At 55.7% G+C, this 18,742-nt stretch carries 15 protein-coding genes, 1 tRNA gene and 1 pseudogene; 6 read left to right on the plus strand and 11 right to left on the minus strand.

What is annotated here, in order from left to right; translation table 11 throughout:
* Positions 1-6 precede the first annotated feature (6 nt).
* Entirely contained in the window at positions 7-963 is a 957-nt protein-coding gene (locus R8G34_18940) for a transporter (GenBank protein ID MDW3224930.1), read from the minus strand.
* Positions 964-1,205: 242 nt separating this feature from the next.
* Entirely contained in the window at positions 1,206-1,352 is a 147-nt protein-coding gene (locus R8G34_18945) for a hypothetical protein (protein ID MDW3224931.1), read from the minus strand.
* 135 nt (positions 1,353-1,487) lie between these two features.
* Here R8G34_18945 and R8G34_18950 point away from each other — a divergent pair, with 135 nt between their 5' ends.
* Complete coding sequence (locus tag R8G34_18950; protein MDW3224932.1) at positions 1,488-1,889, plus strand: hypothetical protein; 402 nt, start codon at positions 1,488-1,490, stop codon at positions 1,887-1,889.
* A 119-nt stretch (positions 1,890-2,008) separates the two neighbouring features.
* Here the strand turns inward: R8G34_18950 and R8G34_18955 are convergent, their stop codons facing one another.
* The 5 genes and pseudogenes from R8G34_18955 to R8G34_18975 all read right to left on the minus strand — a co-directional run bounded on the left by R8G34_18955 (position 2,009) and on the right by R8G34_18975 (position 7,530).
* Positions 2,009-2,170: a hypothetical protein gene (locus R8G34_18955; protein ID MDW3224933.1), complete on the minus strand. Its 162-nt coding sequence runs from the start codon at positions 2,168-2,170 to the stop codon at positions 2,009-2,011.
* A 1,315-nt stretch (positions 2,171-3,485) separates the two neighbouring features.
* Entirely contained in the window at positions 3,486-4,718 is a 1,233-nt protein-coding gene (locus tag R8G34_18960; GenBank protein ID MDW3224934.1) for a lytic murein transglycosylase, read from the minus strand.
* A gap of 721 nt (positions 4,719-5,439) precedes the next feature.
* A pseudogene (locus tag R8G34_18965) lies at positions 5,440-5,931 on the minus strand (transposase).
* A gap of 312 nt (positions 5,932-6,243) precedes the next feature.
* Positions 6,244-6,318: transfer RNA gene (locus R8G34_18970), tRNA-Gln, on the minus strand.
* Between the two features lie 219 nt (positions 6,319-6,537).
* Positions 6,538-7,530 carry an NADPH:quinone reductase gene (locus R8G34_18975; protein MDW3224935.1) on the minus strand — a complete coding sequence of 331 codons (993 nt, stop codon included), beginning with the start codon at positions 7,528-7,530 and terminating at the stop codon, positions 6,538-6,540.
* A gap of 96 nt (positions 7,531-7,626) precedes the next feature.
* On the opposite strand from R8G34_18975, the gene R8G34_18980 reads away from it, so the two are divergent.
* Positions 7,627-8,532 (plus strand): haloalkane dehalogenase, encoded by a 906-nt coding sequence (locus R8G34_18980; GenBank protein MDW3224936.1) that lies wholly within the window; start codon positions 7,627-7,629, stop codon positions 8,530-8,532.
* A gap of 18 nt (positions 8,533-8,550) precedes the next feature.
* Here R8G34_18980 and R8G34_18985 read toward each other — a convergent pair whose 3' ends face one another.
* Positions 8,551-9,054, minus strand: a complete 504-nt coding sequence (locus R8G34_18985; protein MDW3224937.1) for an SH3 domain-containing protein — start codon at positions 9,052-9,054, stop codon at positions 8,551-8,553.
* Positions 9,055-9,172: 118 nt separating this feature from the next.
* Between R8G34_18985 and R8G34_18990 the strand changes: the two genes are divergently transcribed.
* The 4 genes from R8G34_18990 to R8G34_19005 all read left to right on the plus strand — a co-directional run bounded on the left by R8G34_18990 (position 9,173) and on the right by R8G34_19005 (position 16,069).
* Positions 9,173-10,159, plus strand: coding sequence for a D-glycerate dehydrogenase (locus R8G34_18990; GenBank protein ID MDW3224938.1), 987 nt, complete (start codon positions 9,173-9,175; stop codon positions 10,157-10,159).
* 25 nt (positions 10,160-10,184) lie between these two features.
* The gene (gene ggt, locus R8G34_18995; protein ID MDW3224939.1) at positions 10,185-11,963 is read left to right on the plus strand and encodes a gamma-glutamyltransferase; all 1,779 of its coding nucleotides are present in this window, start codon (positions 10,185-10,187) and stop codon (positions 11,961-11,963) included.
* A gap of 24 nt (positions 11,964-11,987) precedes the next feature.
* Complete coding sequence (locus R8G34_19000) at positions 11,988-13,382, plus strand: FAD-linked oxidase C-terminal domain-containing protein (protein ID MDW3224940.1); 1,395 nt, start codon at positions 11,988-11,990, stop codon at positions 13,380-13,382.
* A 194-nt stretch (positions 13,383-13,576) separates the two neighbouring features.
* Complete coding sequence (locus R8G34_19005) at positions 13,577-16,069, plus strand: FAD-dependent oxidoreductase (GenBank protein MDW3224941.1); 2,493 nt, start codon at positions 13,577-13,579, stop codon at positions 16,067-16,069.
* Here R8G34_19005 and R8G34_19010 read toward each other — a convergent pair.
* The 3 genes from R8G34_19010 to R8G34_19020 are packed head-to-tail and all read right to left on the minus strand — an operon-like array spanning position 16,066 to position 18,718.
* Positions 16,066-16,716, minus strand: a complete 651-nt coding sequence (locus R8G34_19010; GenBank protein ID MDW3224942.1) for a DUF938 domain-containing protein — start codon at positions 16,714-16,716, stop codon at positions 16,066-16,068. The two genes, R8G34_19005 and R8G34_19010, sit on opposite strands and share 4 nt — an antisense overlap.
* Positions 16,713-17,783 carry an FAD-binding oxidoreductase gene (locus tag R8G34_19015; GenBank protein ID MDW3224943.1) on the minus strand — a complete coding sequence of 357 codons (1,071 nt, stop codon included), beginning with the start codon at positions 17,781-17,783 and terminating at the stop codon, positions 16,713-16,715. The genes R8G34_19010 and R8G34_19015 overlap by 4 nt, the downstream gene beginning before the upstream one ends.
* The gene (locus R8G34_19020) at positions 17,783-18,718 is read right to left on the minus strand and encodes an aldo/keto reductase (protein ID MDW3224944.1); all 936 of its coding nucleotides are present in this window, start codon (positions 18,716-18,718) and stop codon (positions 17,783-17,785) included. Before R8G34_19020 ends, R8G34_19015 begins: the two co-directional genes overlap by 1 nt.
* Positions 18,719-18,742 lie beyond the last annotated feature (24 nt).

An 18,742-nucleotide genomic window follows, 5' to 3' on the forward strand; every position in this document is an offset into this window, starting at 1 on the left:
CATTCGTCAAAAAGCATACGTTAGAGATAGCATATAAAGGTCGCCGGACAAACGATTTGAGGCATCAATATCAAACAGAGCTTTGGCTATGATACCGATGGATTTATCGCCGACCGGTACATTCCATTGGACAACTGGCCCAAGCCCATAGCTCCAGGCTTTGATATCTGAAGCGCTGATTGGGCCGAAAACCGTGCCATTGTCCGCTTCGACTTGGCTGTAGAAGTATCCGCTTAGACCTGCCGTAAAAGACTTGGAAAAGTGCTGTGCGACGGTCCAGTCCAGATGCACCTCATCTCCGCTGCGATAGCCGGTGTCCGAATTTCTCTGATTGCTCAGATACCCGGCATTGGCAGACACTTCAAAGCCTGTCTGGGGGTCGAAATAGGTGTAACTTCCGCCGATTTCACCGGTCCAGTAATTGCGACTGGTGTTCAGCGCATTGTTAGCATCGAACGTGCCCGTTGGAGCATAAGCAGCCAGCTTGAATGTAAAGTGCTGTTTCTCACCTGCCCAATTCAACAAGAGCGGAGCAACAAACGCGTCTGAGAAACCGGAGATTGACGTGCCCCGCGTAAATCCGTTCGGACCCGTCACGACGGTGCCTGAAATGTCTGCGTCCAGCGCATAGGTCAAAGCGAGGGATGCGCCGTATCTCCCTCCCAAAATCTCATAGTCGGTTAGCCACGACAGTTTTGTTGTATTCAACGTCACCTTTTGCGAGGCCTCGCCGACCGCAACACCATTTCGGACGTGTGCGCCAACGTTGTAGTCATACGACCAAACATCGTTGCGAAGGTAAAACCCAGCAGGCCCAAAGACACCCAGCAAGAATTCGTTCTGCGTCCCGGGGACATAGTGGCTGCCGCCACCTTCGCCAGCCAGGGCAATCCCGGGCCAGAGAAGAAGTGCCAACGTCGCGTTACGGATCCGACGCTTAGATATGCATTCGAGTTCAGCCATTACTTAATACTCAGTCCAAGATCCTTGGGCGGAAACCGCGCAAAAGCCGCGGCATGTGCGTCAAGCTCTGCGCCGAGAAACGCTGTCCAGGCTTTCATACGATGACCAACCAGATATTCCTTTTTCGGATCAGCATACAAATTAAAGAGCGACGGAGCCAGCCCGCTCGGCACAACTGTTGCCATTTCGATCTACAAGAATTTTTCCTGCACGAAAGTCGCGCGCAAATGCGCTTCTTACGCTCACATCCGCACGGCTGCGAGCGTTGAGCCCAGCGAGAAATGCACCTGTTCGCGTTTGCTTTCGCCTTGATCTGTCAGCAGGTAGGGCATTTGATCAATGTCGTCCCAATAGCGGTCATCAGGCAGGGTCGTGGCGTGAAGGGCCACCAAGCGCGAGGGACGTGTCAAACGGAGCCAGCAGATCAAACAGTCCGTCAGAGATCTGCACCGGTTTGATCATGCCCCGCCAGTACGCGATGCCCGGAACGCGCCACCACCTTCCCAAGTGGTGCCCGTGGCCGCGTGAAACAGAGTTTGGCCACTGTCGGGCCAGCTGTCCATTTGTGGGCCATTATCAGACGTTATAGCGATAAAGGTGTTATCAAGTTCGCCCCCTGTGTCGAGCGCATCAACAATCTCGCCGATGTGGATGTCGATTTCGATGACATTGTCCTTTTAGGGGAATTTCGATCCACTGGTCCTAGGAAATGCTTCAGCCGTACAGTTATCCGCATGGACCTTAATGAAAGCGTGGCTGCTGCAAAACGGCTTGTCGCCCTCGGCCAATTCGCGGATCCGCTGGATGGTATAGCCTTTCAACTTCGCATCTCCCTGGTCCATCTGTTCTGGGGACGTAATGGTGTCGACCTTTTGCCTCGTGCCATCAGCCAAGCCATAGATCAGGTCCCGATCAGCATGGAGTAATATCCTGGATCGGACAACAGTCCAGCGACGGCCAGCTCTCCCTCCCACGGGGTCACCTTGATCTCGTTGCCAGCCAGAATGGACCGCGTCAGGTCCGTGCAAAATGGAAGCCGCCCCGTTTAGACCGCCGCCTTTGTAGATGTGCAAGTGTATTGCGGACAGGTTGATGTGAGCTTGACGCCCTCAGCTGCCAGCGCATCTATTTCAGGCGTTGCGGCCCCAATCGCGAGGCCCCCACCAACAGCACCGGGATCGTCATAGCCCAAATCATCAATGATCAAGATCAGGCTGTTGGGCCGTTGCCCTGTGCGCGCTGTGAAATCAACAAGTTTTGCATCGCCGTTGTTTCTTGATCCGGGCGCGCAATGCAAGGTTGGCGACTATTCGTGCTCGTTTCCGCCCGGCTCAGCTAAGAAACTGCAGCAAGTTCCTGCTGAGACACAACTTGGAGCGGACATAGCACTAGAGTAGTAGCCAGAATTACCGGGCGCATTTTTGTCTTCAAAAGAGTTTCGCTTGATGAACGCGGTTGACGCACACCATCTGGACGTCTGCCGCTGCATTTAGAAGCATAGTTTAGAAGTATAGTGTTGCTTTGTCAGGCCATTTCACTCTTTGCGATTATCACCCTAAGAACACATCGCGATAACCTCGCAATCATTCAAGAACACCGCCTTTCGCAACGGCGTTTGATCGCGTTGTTTACCGTATCAAGCGTCGGACGAGATGAAGAACGCGACCCGATTTCAGTCGCTTCAACGGGCAAATGGTCAAGCGAAATTGGTGACAAATTAGCTCACTGGACTTGAATTTGATTTTATTGCGATCCACGCAGTCGACGACCCTCAACCACACATAGTCTGTCACCAACTTTGGACGGGATGAATGGTTCGGTGCCGCCGTAAAACCGGGGAAAACACTGTTTTTGACCCGTTCGACCCTGATCTAAGCTAGCGCCCCGCCTGTATTGCGGTCCTGATGCGCGGCAACTGACGATCTTGTTGGCGAAAGTATCCCGCACAACCGCGACGCGGGCGCCCGCCTGCCAGGTCGGGACATAGGTGACGCACACCCGCTCTCCGAGGGGCGATTTGCATCGCCATAACCGCCCGGAATGGCCGGTTCACACGCGCCGCCGGGCGAACTTCGGTTATGTCCATTGCCCGGCAGACCCTACAGAGTTCCCGATGCTCCTTGATATAGTCGATCCTTTCCGAAACCGACGGTCGCGCTCTGCCGCGCGGCGCGGCAGTCCCCGCCTGCGGCGATGAGAGCGGGAGCAAAATATGCCTTTGCCACGGGCAACGCAGTGCTGCTTTTCTGAGCCTCTCGTGACGAGTCATGGCTGAATCATATGACCGAGTTCCAAGGCAAGCAGTTCAAATCTGTGACGCTGGGCAAGGACGTCCGTTTGTTGCAGACGTTGATCGGTCTCAATACGCCGGATTATTATAATGGGCCTGCCTATGTGTTCGGTCGCCGCCATCGCCCATGCGGTGCGCCATGTTGCAATTCCAGAGAAAGGCCGCCAGTGAAAGGTCACATGGGCAACGCAGACTGTTTCAGCAATTTGTGTGGTGACAAGGTGAAGCGAGTTTACTTTAAAGCCATGCTATTATTCGGGAAACAAGTTGCGCGTTGGCCCTTGGTTTCCTGCCAAAGCCCGATTGAACGTCTGGTTTTGTAACCGGGCAAGCCGTCCACGCCACCAACGTCGTGACCTTGTTGCACTAGTGTCTTTTGCATCGCCGCGATGTCGGAGCGGTACAATTTGCCAACAGCGCCCCATTTTGCTGAGAAATCCCCCACGCCATATTGGATGCGGTCCCCAACGTGCCCAACAAACAGAGCGTAGAGATCACTCATGTTATAATCCTTGAGCACGTAAAAATTTGGCGTGACAATGAAGGCAGGTCCATTGCGACCCGCGGGCATCAGTAGGTAACCCTCACCGCGCCTTTCATGTTCTGGGAATGGTTTCCCCGAAACACGGGTGATCCCCATGTCGACCCATGCAGAAATGCGCCGCCCTTGATCTGGTCCTTCGAGTGTACAGGAGACAGTTTCAGGAACGGTGACCTCGAAGCCCCAATCGCGTCCAGTAAACCAGCCATGTTGATCAAGATATGTCCCTATTGAAGCAATCGTATCAGCTTCCGATGTCCAGATGTCTGCGCGCCCGTCGCCGTCCCCATCGGAGGCATATTTCAAAAAGTTTGATGGCATGAACTGTGGCTGCCCCAGAGCACCGGCCCAACTGCTTTTCATTGCCCCCTTGGGGGCGTGCCCGGCTTGTGCGATTTCAAGAGCTGCGATCAATTCGCCTTCGAAGTAGTCTTTCCGCGTGCTCATGAAGGCCTTGGTACCAAGAACTTCAAAGACGTCATGCGGAATGGCTACTCTACCATAACCGCTCTCGCGCCCCCAGATTGCCAGGATGATGCGGCCGGGAACGCCTGTTCTGGTTTCAACGGATTTGAGGGTGCTGGCGTGTTTTCGTGCCATCTGTCGACCAACGGATGTCGCCCCATTCACAGAACTACGATTGAAGTACTTGCCGGGAGAGCCAAATTCAGCCTGTCGCTGTTTTTTTGGCACTTTGGCTTTTGACCCGGGTGGCACCAGATCTGGCAGCTTCCAGTTCAGGGTAACCGCTGAGAATGCCGCGTTGAACGTATCCGCCGAGACGCCGTTTGATCTGGCTTGGGGCCAGACCGTTTGCACAAGCCATGTCTGAAATTGTTTTTCTATGGCAGCTTTGCTCTGCGCGTGCGTTTGTGTCGCAGCCACGAGGGAGAGAACGATCAGAAACGTGGTAAAGGTTTTCATGCAAGATTTCTCATTTCGTGAGGGCAGGGCCCTTGCTGCAATTCGGGTCGGTTTTTGGCCGTCCGCATCTGAAAGAACCAACTGGCCGGATCATTAGATGAACTTTTCTGAGCATAAGCGTTTCGGAAAACATGCCAACACCGTAGAATTAAAACCAAAGCACCTTAAGCAATTTTTTTGCTGTTTGGCGACGCTGGGCAAGGGGAATTTACCTGAAGGACCGTACGTCCCGAAGATTGAAATTGCCGACTACAATCGATGTGAAGCCCGCGAGACAATTTTTTAAACGGTCCAGCGGCTTGTGGTGAATTCTTTTTTTGGATCGCTGTCTGCGTTGGTCGGGAGAGCAGCACTGTGTTGGCCAACGGGTGGCATTTCGGTTTTTTTGTAACTGGTTGGCCTGCGCCTGGTCCTCGACGGCGGACTGAAGTTGCTTGGGTATCGTCCAAAAGGTGCCACCGGTGGGGTTGGCCTTGTTACGATTCCAGTTGGATTGGTGTTGCTGATTTGGCCTGAAGGCATCGCATGCTTTGTTGTTACGCTTTTGGGCGGTTTGGACCTGTCAACTTGGAGGCAGTCTAGATGCTTAAATCCGAAACCTAACCGTCTTGGATTTTGGCTTAACACAGTTTTACTGCGGTGTCTTGAGTGCGACGACCGCGTCAACTCTATTGATCGCATCACTTCTTATCCTGTTTGCGGGAGCTTATGCACGAGAGGGGCGCTTGTCATTCACTTGCCAGCCTGCGTCCCTCAGCAAAGCAGTAACCCGGCGATAGCCATATCGACCATAGGGGCGCTTCGACTCAATCATATCCGCCATCGGGCGTTCTTCATCAGCACGACCTTTCGGCAAACGCCGCTGCGTGGATCGATGTTGCCCCAGAACGCGGCAAACCCGTCGCTCAGAAAACCTTGAACCGACCGCGTACATGATCAATGCAAGCCCGCCTACGCGAAGGGCTCAGATGTTTCCCCGGGCGGCTTCCGACAAAATCAGCTTGTCTAACGTCAAGTCTGATACGGCGCGCCGTACTCGCTTGTTTTCTTTCTGCAGACGCTTCAGTTCCTTGAGTTGTTCCATGCCCATTCCACCGTACTTCTTCTGCCAGCGGTAGGAGGTTTGTCCAGTCACACTGATCTGTCTGATCGCATCGATCCGGGGTATGCCTTGCCCCATCAGAACTTCAACCTGCCGTAACTTCACGACAATCTATTCGTGCTTGGGTCTCTTAATCACCATTATTGCTCCTCCGATTACCTAACTATAGGGGCGGACCAATCCAAAGGGGAGGCTCAAAAGCAATGTCGGATGGCAACACAATGATTCAATACGGACGGAATGAATGTGACCTGTCCGTCTCATTTCCAATTCGGTCCGCATTTCGCAAACAAAAAAGGAATGACGGACTAAACGACTCGCGCAGTTTACCGCTCAAAACGCGTCAAAACTGTTACGAAAACATGCTACGAACCCAGTATATTGAGTTCTGTAAGGCATTGTTTTTTATATAAAAATTCTATTTGGCTGGGATGGTAGGATTCGAACCTACGATCTACTGTACCAAAAACAGTTGCCCTACCGCTAGGCCACATCCCAACTACACGCTAACTAAGCCTGTCAGTGCAAACGTGCAATACCCGTTTTTGACAAAAACTGTGGATTTTCCGTTAATGAATATGGATTAGCTTTGTCCTGACACGCGACCGGCCCCCGATTTGGAGTGGGATCCGGGTCTTACTGGTTTTTTTGCACGATGACTGCTACCGCCGCACGCAATCCTGCTTTCCCAACAGCCAAAAAAACTCGCCGCGAGTACTACCGGGTCACCTCAATCAAAATCGCGCCATTGCGCCCGCCCGCTTCGACCAACCTATGTGCTTTGGCAGTTTGTGCCAGCGGGAAAATCGCCTCAATTGGGCAGTCCAATGCCTTGTCTTCAAGTGCGCTGTGCAAACGCTCTATTGCGGCCATGCGCTCAATCTTAGTGAGCAGGTATATAAGCACAATATCGATAGAAACTGCTTTGAAAAGAAGCGGATAGAAGGGCAACACAGGTGTCATGTTTTGGGCCGATCCGAAAGCTGAAATGATACCATTGGGTGCGATGACCGCCGTATCCGTTTCAATGTTCTTACCAAACTCTACTTCGATGATGCGTTCCAAGAATTCTCCGCCATTTGCCTCCAGGATTCGATCTGCCAGATCAGGGGCGGTATAATCCAAGACTGCATCGGCACCCGCTTTTTTGCATCGCTCGACACCGGCTCCCTGTGCAGTGGCAATAACGCGTGCGCCGCCCCACTTGGCCAATTGAACAGCGAGGTACCCCACAGTTCCCGCACCACCCTGCACTAGAACGGTTTTGCCCGAAATGTCGCCGCTGCCGAAAACGGTATGGGCTGCGGTCAAACCGGGGATGCCCAAAACAGCGCCGGTCTCAAGATCAGTGTTATCCGGCAGTTGCACGGCCTGCTCGGATGGCAGCACAATGTGAGTCGCAGCCGTTCCCGACGCGCGGTGCCACTGGCCATTCCAGATCCAAACCCTTTGGCCGATGCGTGCAGGATCGACATCATTCCCCACCGAGGTAATCAAACCTGAGCCATCGCTGTGCGGTATGATCTGTGGGTATGCTGGTTTGGTTACACCCGGGCGAGACCCTGCGCGGGCTTTGACATCAGATGGGTTAACGCCTGAAAAAACAAGCTCGACACAGACCTCGCCAGCGCCCGGTTTCGCGGTATCATGTTCCGTGAGCGACAATACATCATTCGCCGCGCCAAATCGATCATAGCTTATTGCACGCATGGTTTGCCCTCTTGGTGTTGGAACTGTCGTGCTATCCTAGGGGCAAGAATTCGGAATGCCATGGCATATTCGGAAAACGAGGAGAGACCTATAAAAGTGTTGCGAACGCCGGACACATGTTTTCAAGGTCTGTGCGATTTTTCCTTCGCGCCGCATTATATCAACATTGATGACACCGAAGGCGGTACGCTGCGTGTTCATTACCTTGATGAAGGGCCGACCACGGGGGCACCGGTCCTTCTGATGCATGGTGAACCCACATGCTCCTATCTCTATCGTCACATGATACCAATACTAGCGGCCAAGAGACACCGTATCCTGGCGCCAGATCTGATTGGGTTTGGTCGATCCGATAAACCGGCCCTGCGTATGGATTATAACTATCAACGCCATGTGGATTGGATGTCTGCCGTATTGGAACAGCTGGATTTGCGAGACATAACTCTTGTCTGTCAGGATTGGGGGGGCCTGATCGGACTGAGACTGCTGGCGCGCATGCCGCACCGGTTCGCCCGTTTGGTGGTCGCGAACACGGCCCTGCCAACGGGAGATCATACGCTCGGGCAAGCCTTTGCAGACTGGCGCAGTAATTCGCAGCAAGTGCCAGTGTTTCGCGCAGGAAAAATTGTGCAAGGTGGCACGCAGACCGATCTCACCGCAGAAGAAATGGCAGCTTATGATGCGCCTTTTCCCAACGAGACGTATCAAGCGGGCGCACGGCAGTTTCCGATGTTGGTGCCCAGTACGCCTGATGATCCGGCGGCGGAAGCAAATCGTCTTGCTTGGGATGTATTGCGAAGGCTCGATTTGCCGGTTTTGACGCTGTTTGGCGCGCAAGACAAAATCATGAAGGGGATAGATCGCATTTTTCAGCGCGAGATGCCCGGCGCTTCAGGTCAACCGCATCAAATCCTGGAGGATGCAGGGCACTTCTTGCAGGAAGACGCAGGCGCCAAGATGTCCCGCTTGATCGACCAGTTTGTGCGCGTTACCGGTGTGTAAACCTGTGCATCGGAGGGCTCAATCGCGGATTTCTGTCACAGCGACTCCCCACAATCGTGATTTCGGGGCCCAGCCGCGATAGCCGCCTGACTTCAACTGGCACCATTCCGGGCCGCATTTTCCCAACCGGGCGATCACACCACGTTCGAGGGCTGCCGTGACAGGGGCTTCTGGATCCGGGCGCATGCGAATCTGCAGCATGTCCTTTTCCACAATTACGGTGCGCACGCCCGATAGAAGTGAATAGTGCACCCATCCCCCCTGTCCCTCGCGGTCTTCCACACGCCGCCAATGGCCGTGCTCGGCGGTGATTTGCAAAGGCATATCACGATGCTTGAACACCCAGTCAATCCTGTGTGTCAGGGAGGGGCCGCGCCGGACATTGCCCTCCGAAGCTTTCATCGAGACATAACGCGGTAGCGGCAAATTGGTAACCGGACCGATATCACGCGCAATACCGGTTGTTGCAATTCCCACAATCGCCAAGGCGCCGCTCAGGACGGAAAGAAAGGTTCTTGTCATACAACTGCCCGTTATTCGTATTTTGCCCATTTGAATGCGCGAGGTTCTTGTGCCGCGTCGTCTTCTCGGCCACCATGCCATGAAAACGGTGCGCACGCCAAGTCCGGGGAGGTCGAAGATGCCAAAGCCAAAGCTAAGTGTTGTCGTAACGCGACGGTTGCCAGAAGCTGTGGAGACAAGGCTTTCCGAGCTCTTTGACGTATCCTTGCGTGATGATGACAACCCCATGAGCCGTTCTGATCTGGCGACAGCAATGAAATCTGCTGATGTTCTTGTGCCCACAGTAACGGATGAGATCGATTCCGCCCTGATCGGTCAGGCAGGGGATCGATTGAAACTGATCGCGAATTACGGGGCTGGCGTGGATCATATTGATGTGGCCACGGCACGCCAGCGTGGCATTCTGGTGTCCAACACGCCCGGTGTTCTGACCGATGACACCGCCGATATGACCATGGCACTATTGCTGGCGGTCTTGCGCCGCATTCCCGAAGGGTTGAGCGCGATGCAGTCGGATGCATGGGAGGGTTGGGCACCCACGGCATTTCTGGGCGGTCGCATTGGTGGACGGCGGCTTGGTATTCTGGGTATGGGGCGTATTGGCCAGGCGGTGGCGCGCCGCGCATCGGCTTTTGGGATGCAGGTGCACTATCACAACCGCCGCCGTTTGCGTCCGGAAATTGAAGAAGAGCTTGAAGCGACTTATTGGGAAAGCCTCGATCAGATGGTCGCCCGCATGGACGTCATTTCAGTTAATTGTCCGGCGACACCCTCCACTTTTCATTTGATGAATGCGCGTCGTTTGAAGCTGTTGAAGCCCGAAGCGGTGATCGTGAACACTTCACGCGGCGAAGTCATCGACGAAAATGCTCTGACGCGGATGCTTCGGTCTGGCGAAATCGCGGGTGCGGGTCTGGACGTCTATGAACGTGGCACCCGGGTAAACCCGCGTTTGCGTGAATTGGAGAATGTTGTACTGCTACCGCACATGGGCTCGGCCACGCGCGAAGGTCGGATCGAAATGGGCGAAAAGGTTATCATAAATATCAAGACCTTCGACGATGGTCACAGGCCGCCCGATCAGGTCGTGCCATCCATGCTTTAACCCTACCTTTCAGATTGGAGAATCCATGCGACTTTTCTTGACAGGACTGGCCCTTTTGGCGGCATCCGCTGCGACTGCGCAGCAAGCGGCAGATGCGGTGCAACCGGAGGCGGCGACACAGGGCGCGTTTCAGGCGATCTCCGAAGAGGTGGCAAGCGCGTTGGAAGCGAAGTTCGCAGGCACGCCGGTAGAGGCGGAAAACTGGATGGTGGCGGCGGCAAACCCATGGGCGGTCAAGGCCGGTGCAGATGTGCTGGCCAAGGGTGGCTCGGCGGCGGATGCATTGGTTGCGGTACAGGCCATGCTGGGGCTGGTGGAACCGCAATCCTCCGGGCTCGGGGGCGGCGCATTTCTGGTTTATTACGATGCGGCAACCAGCACGCTGACCACACTGGACGGGCGCGAAACCGCGCCACTGGCCGCGACACCGCGGTTGTTTCAAGACGGAGACGGCGAGCCGCTGGCGTTTTTTGATGCCGTTGTTGGTGGTTTGTCCGTTGGCACGCCGGGCACGCCCGCACTGATGGAAGATGCACATATCAGGTGGGGCAAATTGCCATGGGCGGACCTCCTTGCGCCAGCGGTTGAGCGCGCTGAGGCCGGGTTTGAGGTCTCGCCGCGTCTTGCTGGTCTGATCGCGGGGGATGCCGAGCGTTTGGGGCGTTTTCCAACCACTGCTGAGTACTTCATGCCGGGTGGCACGCCATTGGTGGCTGGTGATTTGCTGAAAAACGCGCCTTATGCCGCGACCCTGAGCGCAATGGCCGAAGGTGGCTCGCGTGCTTTTTACACTGGCGAGATTGCCGCCGATATCGTGGCAACCGTGCAGGGTGCTGAAGGCAATCCCGGCGTTTTGTCTCCGCTGGATCTGAGCATCTATTCGGTCAAGGAACGTGCGCCCGTGTGCGTATCTTACCGTGCCCATGATGTGTGCGGCATGGGGCCGCCATCTTCCGGTGCGCTGACCGTTGGGCAAATTCTGGGCTTGTTGGAGGGTTATGATCTCAGCGCAGGCCCGTCGGATATCGAGGTGCGCCGTCTCATCGGGGACGCATCCCGCCTGGCTTTCGCGGATCGGGGGCGTTATATGGCCGACAGCGATTTTGTGCCCGTTCCAAGCAAAGGTTTGCTTGATACGGCTTATCTGGAGGAGCGCTCCAAACTTCTGGCCGGTGACGATGCACTGCCCGAGGTCGCGCCCGGTACACCGACATTCGATCACGCGCTGAACTTCGCGGATGACCAGTCCATCGAACTGCCCTCCACATCGCATTTCGTTATCGTGGACGGCGATGGCAACGTCGCCTCCATGACCACCACGATTGAAAACGGTTTTGGCAGTCGTCTCATGGTGCGGGGCTTTTTGCTCAACAATGAACTCACCGACTTCTCTTTCCGCAGTCATGTGGATGGGGTGCCCATTGCCAATCGGGTGGAGCCGGGGAAGCGACCCCGTTCGTCAATGGCCCCTACGATTGTCATGAAAGACGGCGCGCCGGTTCTGGCCATTGGCAGCCCGGGCGGCAGTCGCATTATCGGCTATGTAGCGCAAAGCGTCATTGCACATCTGGACTGGGGCATGGATGTACAGCAGGCCCTGTCCGTACCACACGCGGTGAACCGCTTCGGCAAATACGACGTGGAAGAAGGCACCTCGGCCGAAAGTCTCACGGAGGGTTTAACAGCGCTTGGCTTTGAGGTTGGTGCCCGCGCCTTGACGTCAGGTTTGCACGCGATATCCATTGGTGGAACGCTGAAGGGTGGAGCGGACCCGCGCCGAGAAGGCATTGCGCTGGGCCAATAGCCGGCCCGAAGGAGATACAGGACAATGCAGCACGCGAGTATGCCGCGCAATGAAACGGGTATCGAGACCGCCCTTGGCGTTTTGAAACAGCAGTTTGGAGAGCGGTTTCAAACCGGTCAGTCGATCCGCGAGCAACACGGCCACACCACGACCTGGATAGAGAACCAACCCCCGGACGCGGTGGTATTTGCCACCAGCACGCATGAGGTGTCCGATATTCTCAAGGTGTGTGCTGCGCATCGGGTGCCGGTTATCGCCTATGGTACCGGTACGTCACTGGAAGGACATGTGAACGCACCCGCAGGCGGCATTTGCATCGACGTCAGCCAAATGGACAAGGTGCTGGAGGTCAACGCGGGCGATCTGGATTGTCGTGTGCAGCCCGGTGTGACCCGCATGGCTCTCAATACGCATTTGCGGGATCAGGGTTTGTTTTTCCCCATTGATCCGGGGGCCGATGCGTCGCTGGGCGGTATGGCCGCAACTCGCGCCTCTGGTACGAATGCAGTGCGCTATGGCACGATGAAGGACAATGTTCTGGCGGTCGAGGCTGTGATGTCAGATGGACGCGTGATCCGCACAGGCACGCGCGCGCGCAAATCATCAGCCGGGTATGATTTGACCCGCTTGTTGGTCGGTTCAGAAGGCACGCTGGGGATCATCACCGAAATCACGCTGAAACTGCAGGGTATTCCCGAAGCGATCAGTTCTGCCAGTTGCTCCTTTCCTTCGGTGGATGCTGCTTGTCAGACGGTGATGGCGGTGATCCAATACGGCCTGCCGGTTGCGCGGATTGAACTGTTGGACGCAACCACGGTTGCTGCGGTCAATGCCTATTCAAAGCTGGATTTGGCCGAAACGCCTTTGTTGCTTCTGGAATTCCATGGCACAGAAGCAGGTGTTGCGGAACAGGCCGAGATATTTGGTGCCTTGGCCGAGGATCATGGCGGGCAGGGGTATGCGGCCACCACGACAACTGAGGAACGCAACAAGCTTTGGCAAGCGCGCCATGATGCCTATTGGGCGATGCTGCAATACCGGCCCGGCGCAAAGGCGATTGCTACGGATGTATGCGTCCCGATCTCGAAATTGGCAGAATGTGTTGGCGCATCACAGAAAAAGGCTGAAGCATTGGGATTGGTAGCCCCAATTGTGGGGCATGCAGGAGATGGTAATTTTCATGTCTCGCTGCTTGTCGACATGGAGAATGCCGATGAGTTGGACAAGGCGGCTGGCTTTGTAAGCTGGCTCAACGGCGTTGCCATTGCCATGGAAGGAACCTGCACAGGGGAGCATGGCATCGGACAGGGAAAGCGCAAATACCTTGAACAGGAATTAGGCCAAGCCACCCAAGTCATGTCCGCAATCAAGGCAGCGCTTGATCCGGATGACATCCTCAATCCGGGTAAGATACTCTGAATCCTGCCGGGGAGGTAGGCCAATGCCTACCCAATGGTATGCCAAAGCGCCGCTGTGCCGCTGGGTTGGGTAGGCTTGAGGCTACCTTCGATCGGGATGTCGCTTTCCCATCATGACCGGTCGGGCGTGTTTTGCGAGATTTGTGCTCAAACGGTAAAGCTTGGCCGTCAACACGCGTCAGGGAGTCCCGCGTCATGAAAACCCAAGTCAAAGCCCTCGTTGTTGGTGGCGGTGCGGTCGGCACCTCTATTGCCTATCATCTTGCCCGCGCGGGGTGGAATGATGTGATGCTGCTGGAACGGGATGAATTGACTTCGGGGTCGACATGGCACGCGGCTGGGTTGTTGCCCTATTTCAACATGTCTTATGCCACCACGCACATCCACGATTACTCCATCCGGTTCTACAAAACGCTTGAGGAAGAAACCGGACTGAACGCGGGCTTTGCCGTAGTCGGAAACCTGCGCATGGCACAAACGCAGGAGCGTATGGATGAATACATGCTCTATGCGTCAACGGCAGAGACCTGCGGTGTACCGTACCAGTGGATGAGCCCGGATGAGATCAAAGCCAAATGGCCGCTGATCCGGACCGAAGACCTCAAGGGTGCGCTCTATCACCATACGGACGGCTATATTAACCCAGCTGATGTGACCATGGCGATGGCTAAAGGCGCGCGGCAACGCGGCGTGATGATCGAGCGCAAATGGCAGGCGGACGCATTTCACTGGAACGGCACCCACTGGGAAGTCACTGCAACCAAGATGGCGGAAAAAGGCGGCAATCTGGTGCCAACAGACGAACAGATCGTCATCACCGCTGAACATGTCGTCACGGCCTCTGGCAACCATGCACAGCGCACCGCCCAGATGTTGGGCATCAAGATGCCTGCCATCCCGGTAGAACACCAATTCATTGTCATGGATCAGGACCCTGAATTGGTCAAATTTCGCGCCGAGGGCCATGTCGAACACCCTGTGATCCGAGATGCTGATGCACAATCCTATGTGCGCGAAGAGCGTGGTGGCTGGATCCTGGGTGTTTATGAAAAACATGCGCCCGCCCGGTTTGAATACGGCGTACCTGACAGCTTTCGCGCGGATCTGTTCCAGCTCGATCTGGACCGGATCGAGGATCAGTATATGGCGATGAACCACCGCATTCCGTCCTGCGAAGACTGCGGCCTCAAGGACGATTTCAACGGGCCGATCTGTTACACGCCCGATGGTAACCCGCTGGTAGGGCCTGCGCCGGGCTTGCGCAATATGTGGTTGGCCGAAGGGTTCTCATTCGGGATCACGGCGGCAGGCGGAACGGGCTATTACCTTGCGCAATTGATGGTCGAGGGGGAGGCGGAAATCGACATGGCCAGCCTTGATCCCAAACGCTACGGCGATTGGATGACCACGGAATTTGCCGCGCGCAAAAATGAAGAGGCCTATGAGCATGTCTATATTTTGCATCACCCGGACGAGGAACGTCCCGCTTGCCGTCCGCTGCGCACGTCACCCGCCTATGACCGGCAAGCGACGCGCGGTGCTCAATTTGGCTGGGTGAACGGATGGGAACGTCCGAATTACTATGCGCCCGAAGGTTTCAATGATCATGACGCGCGCTCCTTCCGGCGCGGTGGCTGGTGGCAATATGCGGTTGAGGAGGCCAAAGCCATCCGTGAAGGCGTTGGTTTGATTGACGCTACAGCCTTTACCAAACATCTGGTGCGCGGGCCGGGGGCGACCCAGTTTCTGGATTGGTTCACCTGCAACAAATTGCCCTCCGTGGGCCGGATCAACCTGACCTACGCGCTCACCGGAAACGGTACGACGCGCACGGAATACACCATCGTGCGATTGGCGCAGGACGAATATTACCTTGTCTCTGCGGGGGCTTGGACGGCCTATGATGCGGATTACCTGCGTAAGGCGATCGAAGATAAGGCCGCTGAATTTGGCTATATCGAATGTCATGACGTGACCACTCAATGGGGCGTTTTTGCGATCGCGGGGCCAAAATCCCGCGATGTCTTGAACGAAATCGTAAAGGATGCAGATCCCGCCACAGCTCTTTCCAATAAGCGGTTTCCCTGGCTGACCATGCGCAACGTTGAGCTGGGCATGTGCCCGGTGCGCGCAATCCGCGTGGCCTATACGGGTGAGTTGGGTTGGGAATTGCACCATCCTATCGAGATGCAAAACTACCTTTTCGACCAGTTGGAAAAAGCGGGCGAAAAACATGGCATGAAATTGGTGGGCGCGCGTGCGCAAAACTGGCTACGCCAGGAAAAATCCTATCGTGCGTTTGGCAATGAATTGGGTCGGGATGCGACGCCGCTGGAGGCCGATTTGCCGCGATTTGTGGACCTGAACAAAGAGTTTCACGGTAAAAGCGCTTTGCAAGAAACTGGCGTGCGGTCAAAATGTGTGACCGTTCTGATTGACGGGCCGTCGGACGCGGACCCTTGGGGTCGTGAGGTGCTTTATCATGGGGATACCCGTGTCGGGCGCCTGACATCGGGTGGCTATTCGGTGGCTTTTGGCAAGAGCATCGGCATGGGCTATGTGACGCCGGATCTGGCAGTCAAAGGGACAAAACTCAAAGTCAAAATGCTGGATCAGCTTTGGGATGCAGAGATCGTAGAAGACAGCCCCTATGATCCAAAAAACGAACGCATCCGCGTGGATGGCTAAGGTTTCGTTGCGGTAAATGCGAGGTTGTTGGAAGGCATTTCTGTGATCTGCACAGATGCCGCGCCTGCTTGCCGCAGCAAAGCCATCACGTCCGCGTCGTTCTTATATCCAATGCGTGGATCGGCCTCGCGAAGGTCCGCATCAAAGCTTGCGTCCCCGGCGCTGGTGAGAATGCCGTCTCTCTTGAAGGGCCCGTAGAGAATAAACTTACCACCACTGGCGAGCGACAGCATGGCTTCTTTGAAAACGGATTCAGCTGCAGGATCCGAGATCAGATGCAACAGATTGACCAACACGATCAGATCTTTGTCGGCGTGCTCCCGGTGCCATCCGACCTGAGTAGCATCCAGCATCGCGGCGGGTTTCAGGTTGGCCAAACCGGCGTGCGCCGCATAAGCGTCAATACTGGCCAGACGCGCCCCGTCTATGTCAGTGGGTTGCCAGATGAGATCTGGCAGGGCCGTTGCAAATGACATCACATGCTGGCCGGTGCCGCTGGCAATTTCCAGTGCTTGTCCAACCTGCGGCGCGTTTTTCAAGAGAAAATTGCACAAGGCGTCGGTGTTACGGGCGGCAGAGGGGGCATGCAGCTTTGCGCCCCCAAGGTTGGATGCGACGCTGGCGCTGGGCGGTAATTTAGCCGTCATCTCAGGCGGTCCGGCATCAGAGCCGCGATGGTTTGTGCCCCAAGTTCGGGCGTGCGACCCTCGACCAAATTGGTCAACAGGCGCGCAGCGGCGGGTGCTGTTTGAAAACCATATCCGCCCTGACCTGCGCACCACACAAACTCGGGGTGTTCAGGATCGCGGCCCAAAACAAGCGTCCTGTCTGGCGCAAAACTGCGCAAACCTGCCCAGCTCGACAGCAATCGTGTGACTGGTTCCGTCACCATTTCCTCATAGAGCGCGAGACCTTGAGCAAGCGTCAGGTCTTCGGCCCAAGCGTCATGGGGTTCTACAGGGTCCTCATCAGCGGGGGAGACCAGCATACAACCGGCATCTGGTTTGGCATACCATGTCTCATTGACCCCAAAAAACATGGGCCACTTGCTGATATCATGACCGCCCGGCGCCGGGATGCGTGCCATAGAGCGGCGGTGGGGCGTGATGCCCAACGGCGCGACCCCGGCAATTTGGGCGACCTGATCGGCCCAAGCCCCGGCGGCGTTGACCAAAATTGGGGCCTCGAAAGCCTTGGTGCTTGCTGTGACCTGCCAAGTGCCCGCGTCACGCTGGATTTTGTCAACCCGGCTTCCGGTTTCTATTGTGCCGCCGTTCTGGCGCAGGGTACGGGCGAAATCCTGTAACAACAGGTCGGTATCAATGTCTTGCGCATCCTCGTGATAGGCAGCAAAGGCGAGTTTTTCTGCATCCAGCACCGGCACAAACGCGAGGGCCTCTGCTATGGAAATAGGCGTGGTGCCCAACACCGCGATGTCTTTCTCATAGGACTCGCGTTCATGGGCTTGCGCGAGGATCATCAAACCGCGCGGGCTGAGATATTGGCCATCGCTCAAGTAGTCGACGCTGGCACGGTTCAAAGCCTGAACACTGGGCGCACCATAATTCTGTTCGATCAGCGCAGCGGAGCGACCAGAGGCATGATACCCGATGGATGTTTCGGCCTCGATCACCGTGACATTGGCGGTTTCAGAAAGTCGCGCAGCCGCAGATAAGCCCGCGATCCCCGCACCAATGACGAGGATATCTGGCATTATTGCTCTTCGATCCGGTCGGTTGCGGGCGGTGGCGTTGGGCTGAGATCGGCAAGACGGGCATAGAGTTCCGGGTTGAGCGCGAAATCCATCGCGGCAAGCGAGGGCTTCAGTTGCTCCGCGTTTCGCGCCGAAATGATGGGCGTTGGCCCCATGGGATGAGCAGCAGCCCAAGCCACGGCAAGCGTTGCTGCATTCACGCCAACGTCTTCGGCGACCTCGCTCAATCCAGCTGCGGCAGTATGCATCCAGTCCAATCCATAACGCGCGGCGTAACGCTCATCTTCACTCAGACGCCCGGCGGATCCTGTGTTGTATTTTCCCGTCAGCAACCCGCCCCCAAGTGGAGAATAAGGCGCACAAGCAACGCCTTGATCCGCGCACATGGGTAGAATTTCCACCTCGGCCTGACGTTTTACCAAATTATACATGGGTTGAAGGATATCCACCTTCAGGTCAAATTTGGATGCAATTCCAATGGCTTTGACTACCTGCCAGGCCGCGAAATTCGACACACCAACATACCGGATCAACCCTTGGTGTTTGAGTTCCGCAAGGGCCTCCATGCTTTCGTGCAAATCGGTGTTCGGATCGAAACGGTGCATATAAAGCACGTCAATCACATCGAGATTCAGACGTTTGCGCGAAATCGCGAAAGAGTCCTGAATGTTCTTTTTCGAACCGCCCCCCGTGTAGGCCGCTTTGGTGGCGATAATCAGACGGTCGCGCTGATCCCCAAGCAAGGATCCCAAAATCTCTTCTGAAGCGCCGTCATTATAGACAAAGGCAGTGTCAAAATGCGTGATGCCCCCGGCGATGGAGGCTTCAAACATCTGGCGCGACGCAGCCTCATCCGCGCGGCCACCAAATTGCATGGTGCCAAAAGCAAGGCGGCTCGCGGGGGTGCCATCGGGGCTGGTCAGATGTGTATTCATGGCCACAGAAGTGGCATGACACGC

The organism is Paracoccaceae bacterium, from assembly GCA_033344815.1.
Lineage (GTDB): Bacteria > Pseudomonadota > Alphaproteobacteria > Rhodobacterales > Rhodobacteraceae > Roseobacter.

Bases quoted from the DNA above. Each gene is read 5' to 3' on its own strand.
- R8G34_19005 (MDW3224941.1), top strand. From the start codon at position 13,577: ATGAAAACCCAAGTCAAAGCCCTCGTTGTTGGTGGCGGTGCGGTCGGC.
- R8G34_18940 (MDW3224930.1), bottom strand. From the start codon at position 963: ATGGCTGAACTCGAATGCATATCTAAGCGTCGGATCCGTAACGCGACG.
- R8G34_19020 (MDW3224944.1), bottom strand. From the start codon at position 18,718: ATGAATACACATCTGACCAGCCCCGATGGCACCCCCGCGAGCCGCCTT.
- ggt (MDW3224939.1), top strand. From the start codon at position 10,185: ATGCGACTTTTCTTGACAGGACTGGCCCTTTTGGCGGCATCCGCTGCG.
- R8G34_19010 (MDW3224942.1), bottom strand. From the start codon at position 16,716: ATGACGGCTAAATTACCGCCCAGCGCCAGCGTCGCATCCAACCTTGGG.
- R8G34_18990 (MDW3224938.1), top strand. From the start codon at position 9,173: ATGCCAAAGCCAAAGCTAAGTGTTGTCGTAACGCGACGGTTGCCAGAA.
- R8G34_19000 (MDW3224940.1), top strand. From the start codon at position 11,988: ATGCAGCACGCGAGTATGCCGCGCAATGAAACGGGTATCGAGACCGCC.
- R8G34_18960 (MDW3224934.1), bottom strand. From the start codon at position 4,718: ATGAAAACCTTTACCACGTTTCTGATCGTTCTCTCCCTCGTGGCTGCG.
- R8G34_19015 (MDW3224943.1), bottom strand. From the start codon at position 17,783: ATGCCAGATATCCTCGTCATTGGTGCGGGGATCGCGGGCTTATCTGCG.
- R8G34_18985 (MDW3224937.1), bottom strand. From the start codon at position 9,054: ATGACAAGAACCTTTCTTTCCGTCCTGAGCGGCGCCTTGGCGATTGTG.
- R8G34_18975 (MDW3224935.1), bottom strand. From the start codon at position 7,530: ATGCGTGCAATAAGCTATGATCGATTTGGCGCGGCGAATGATGTATTG.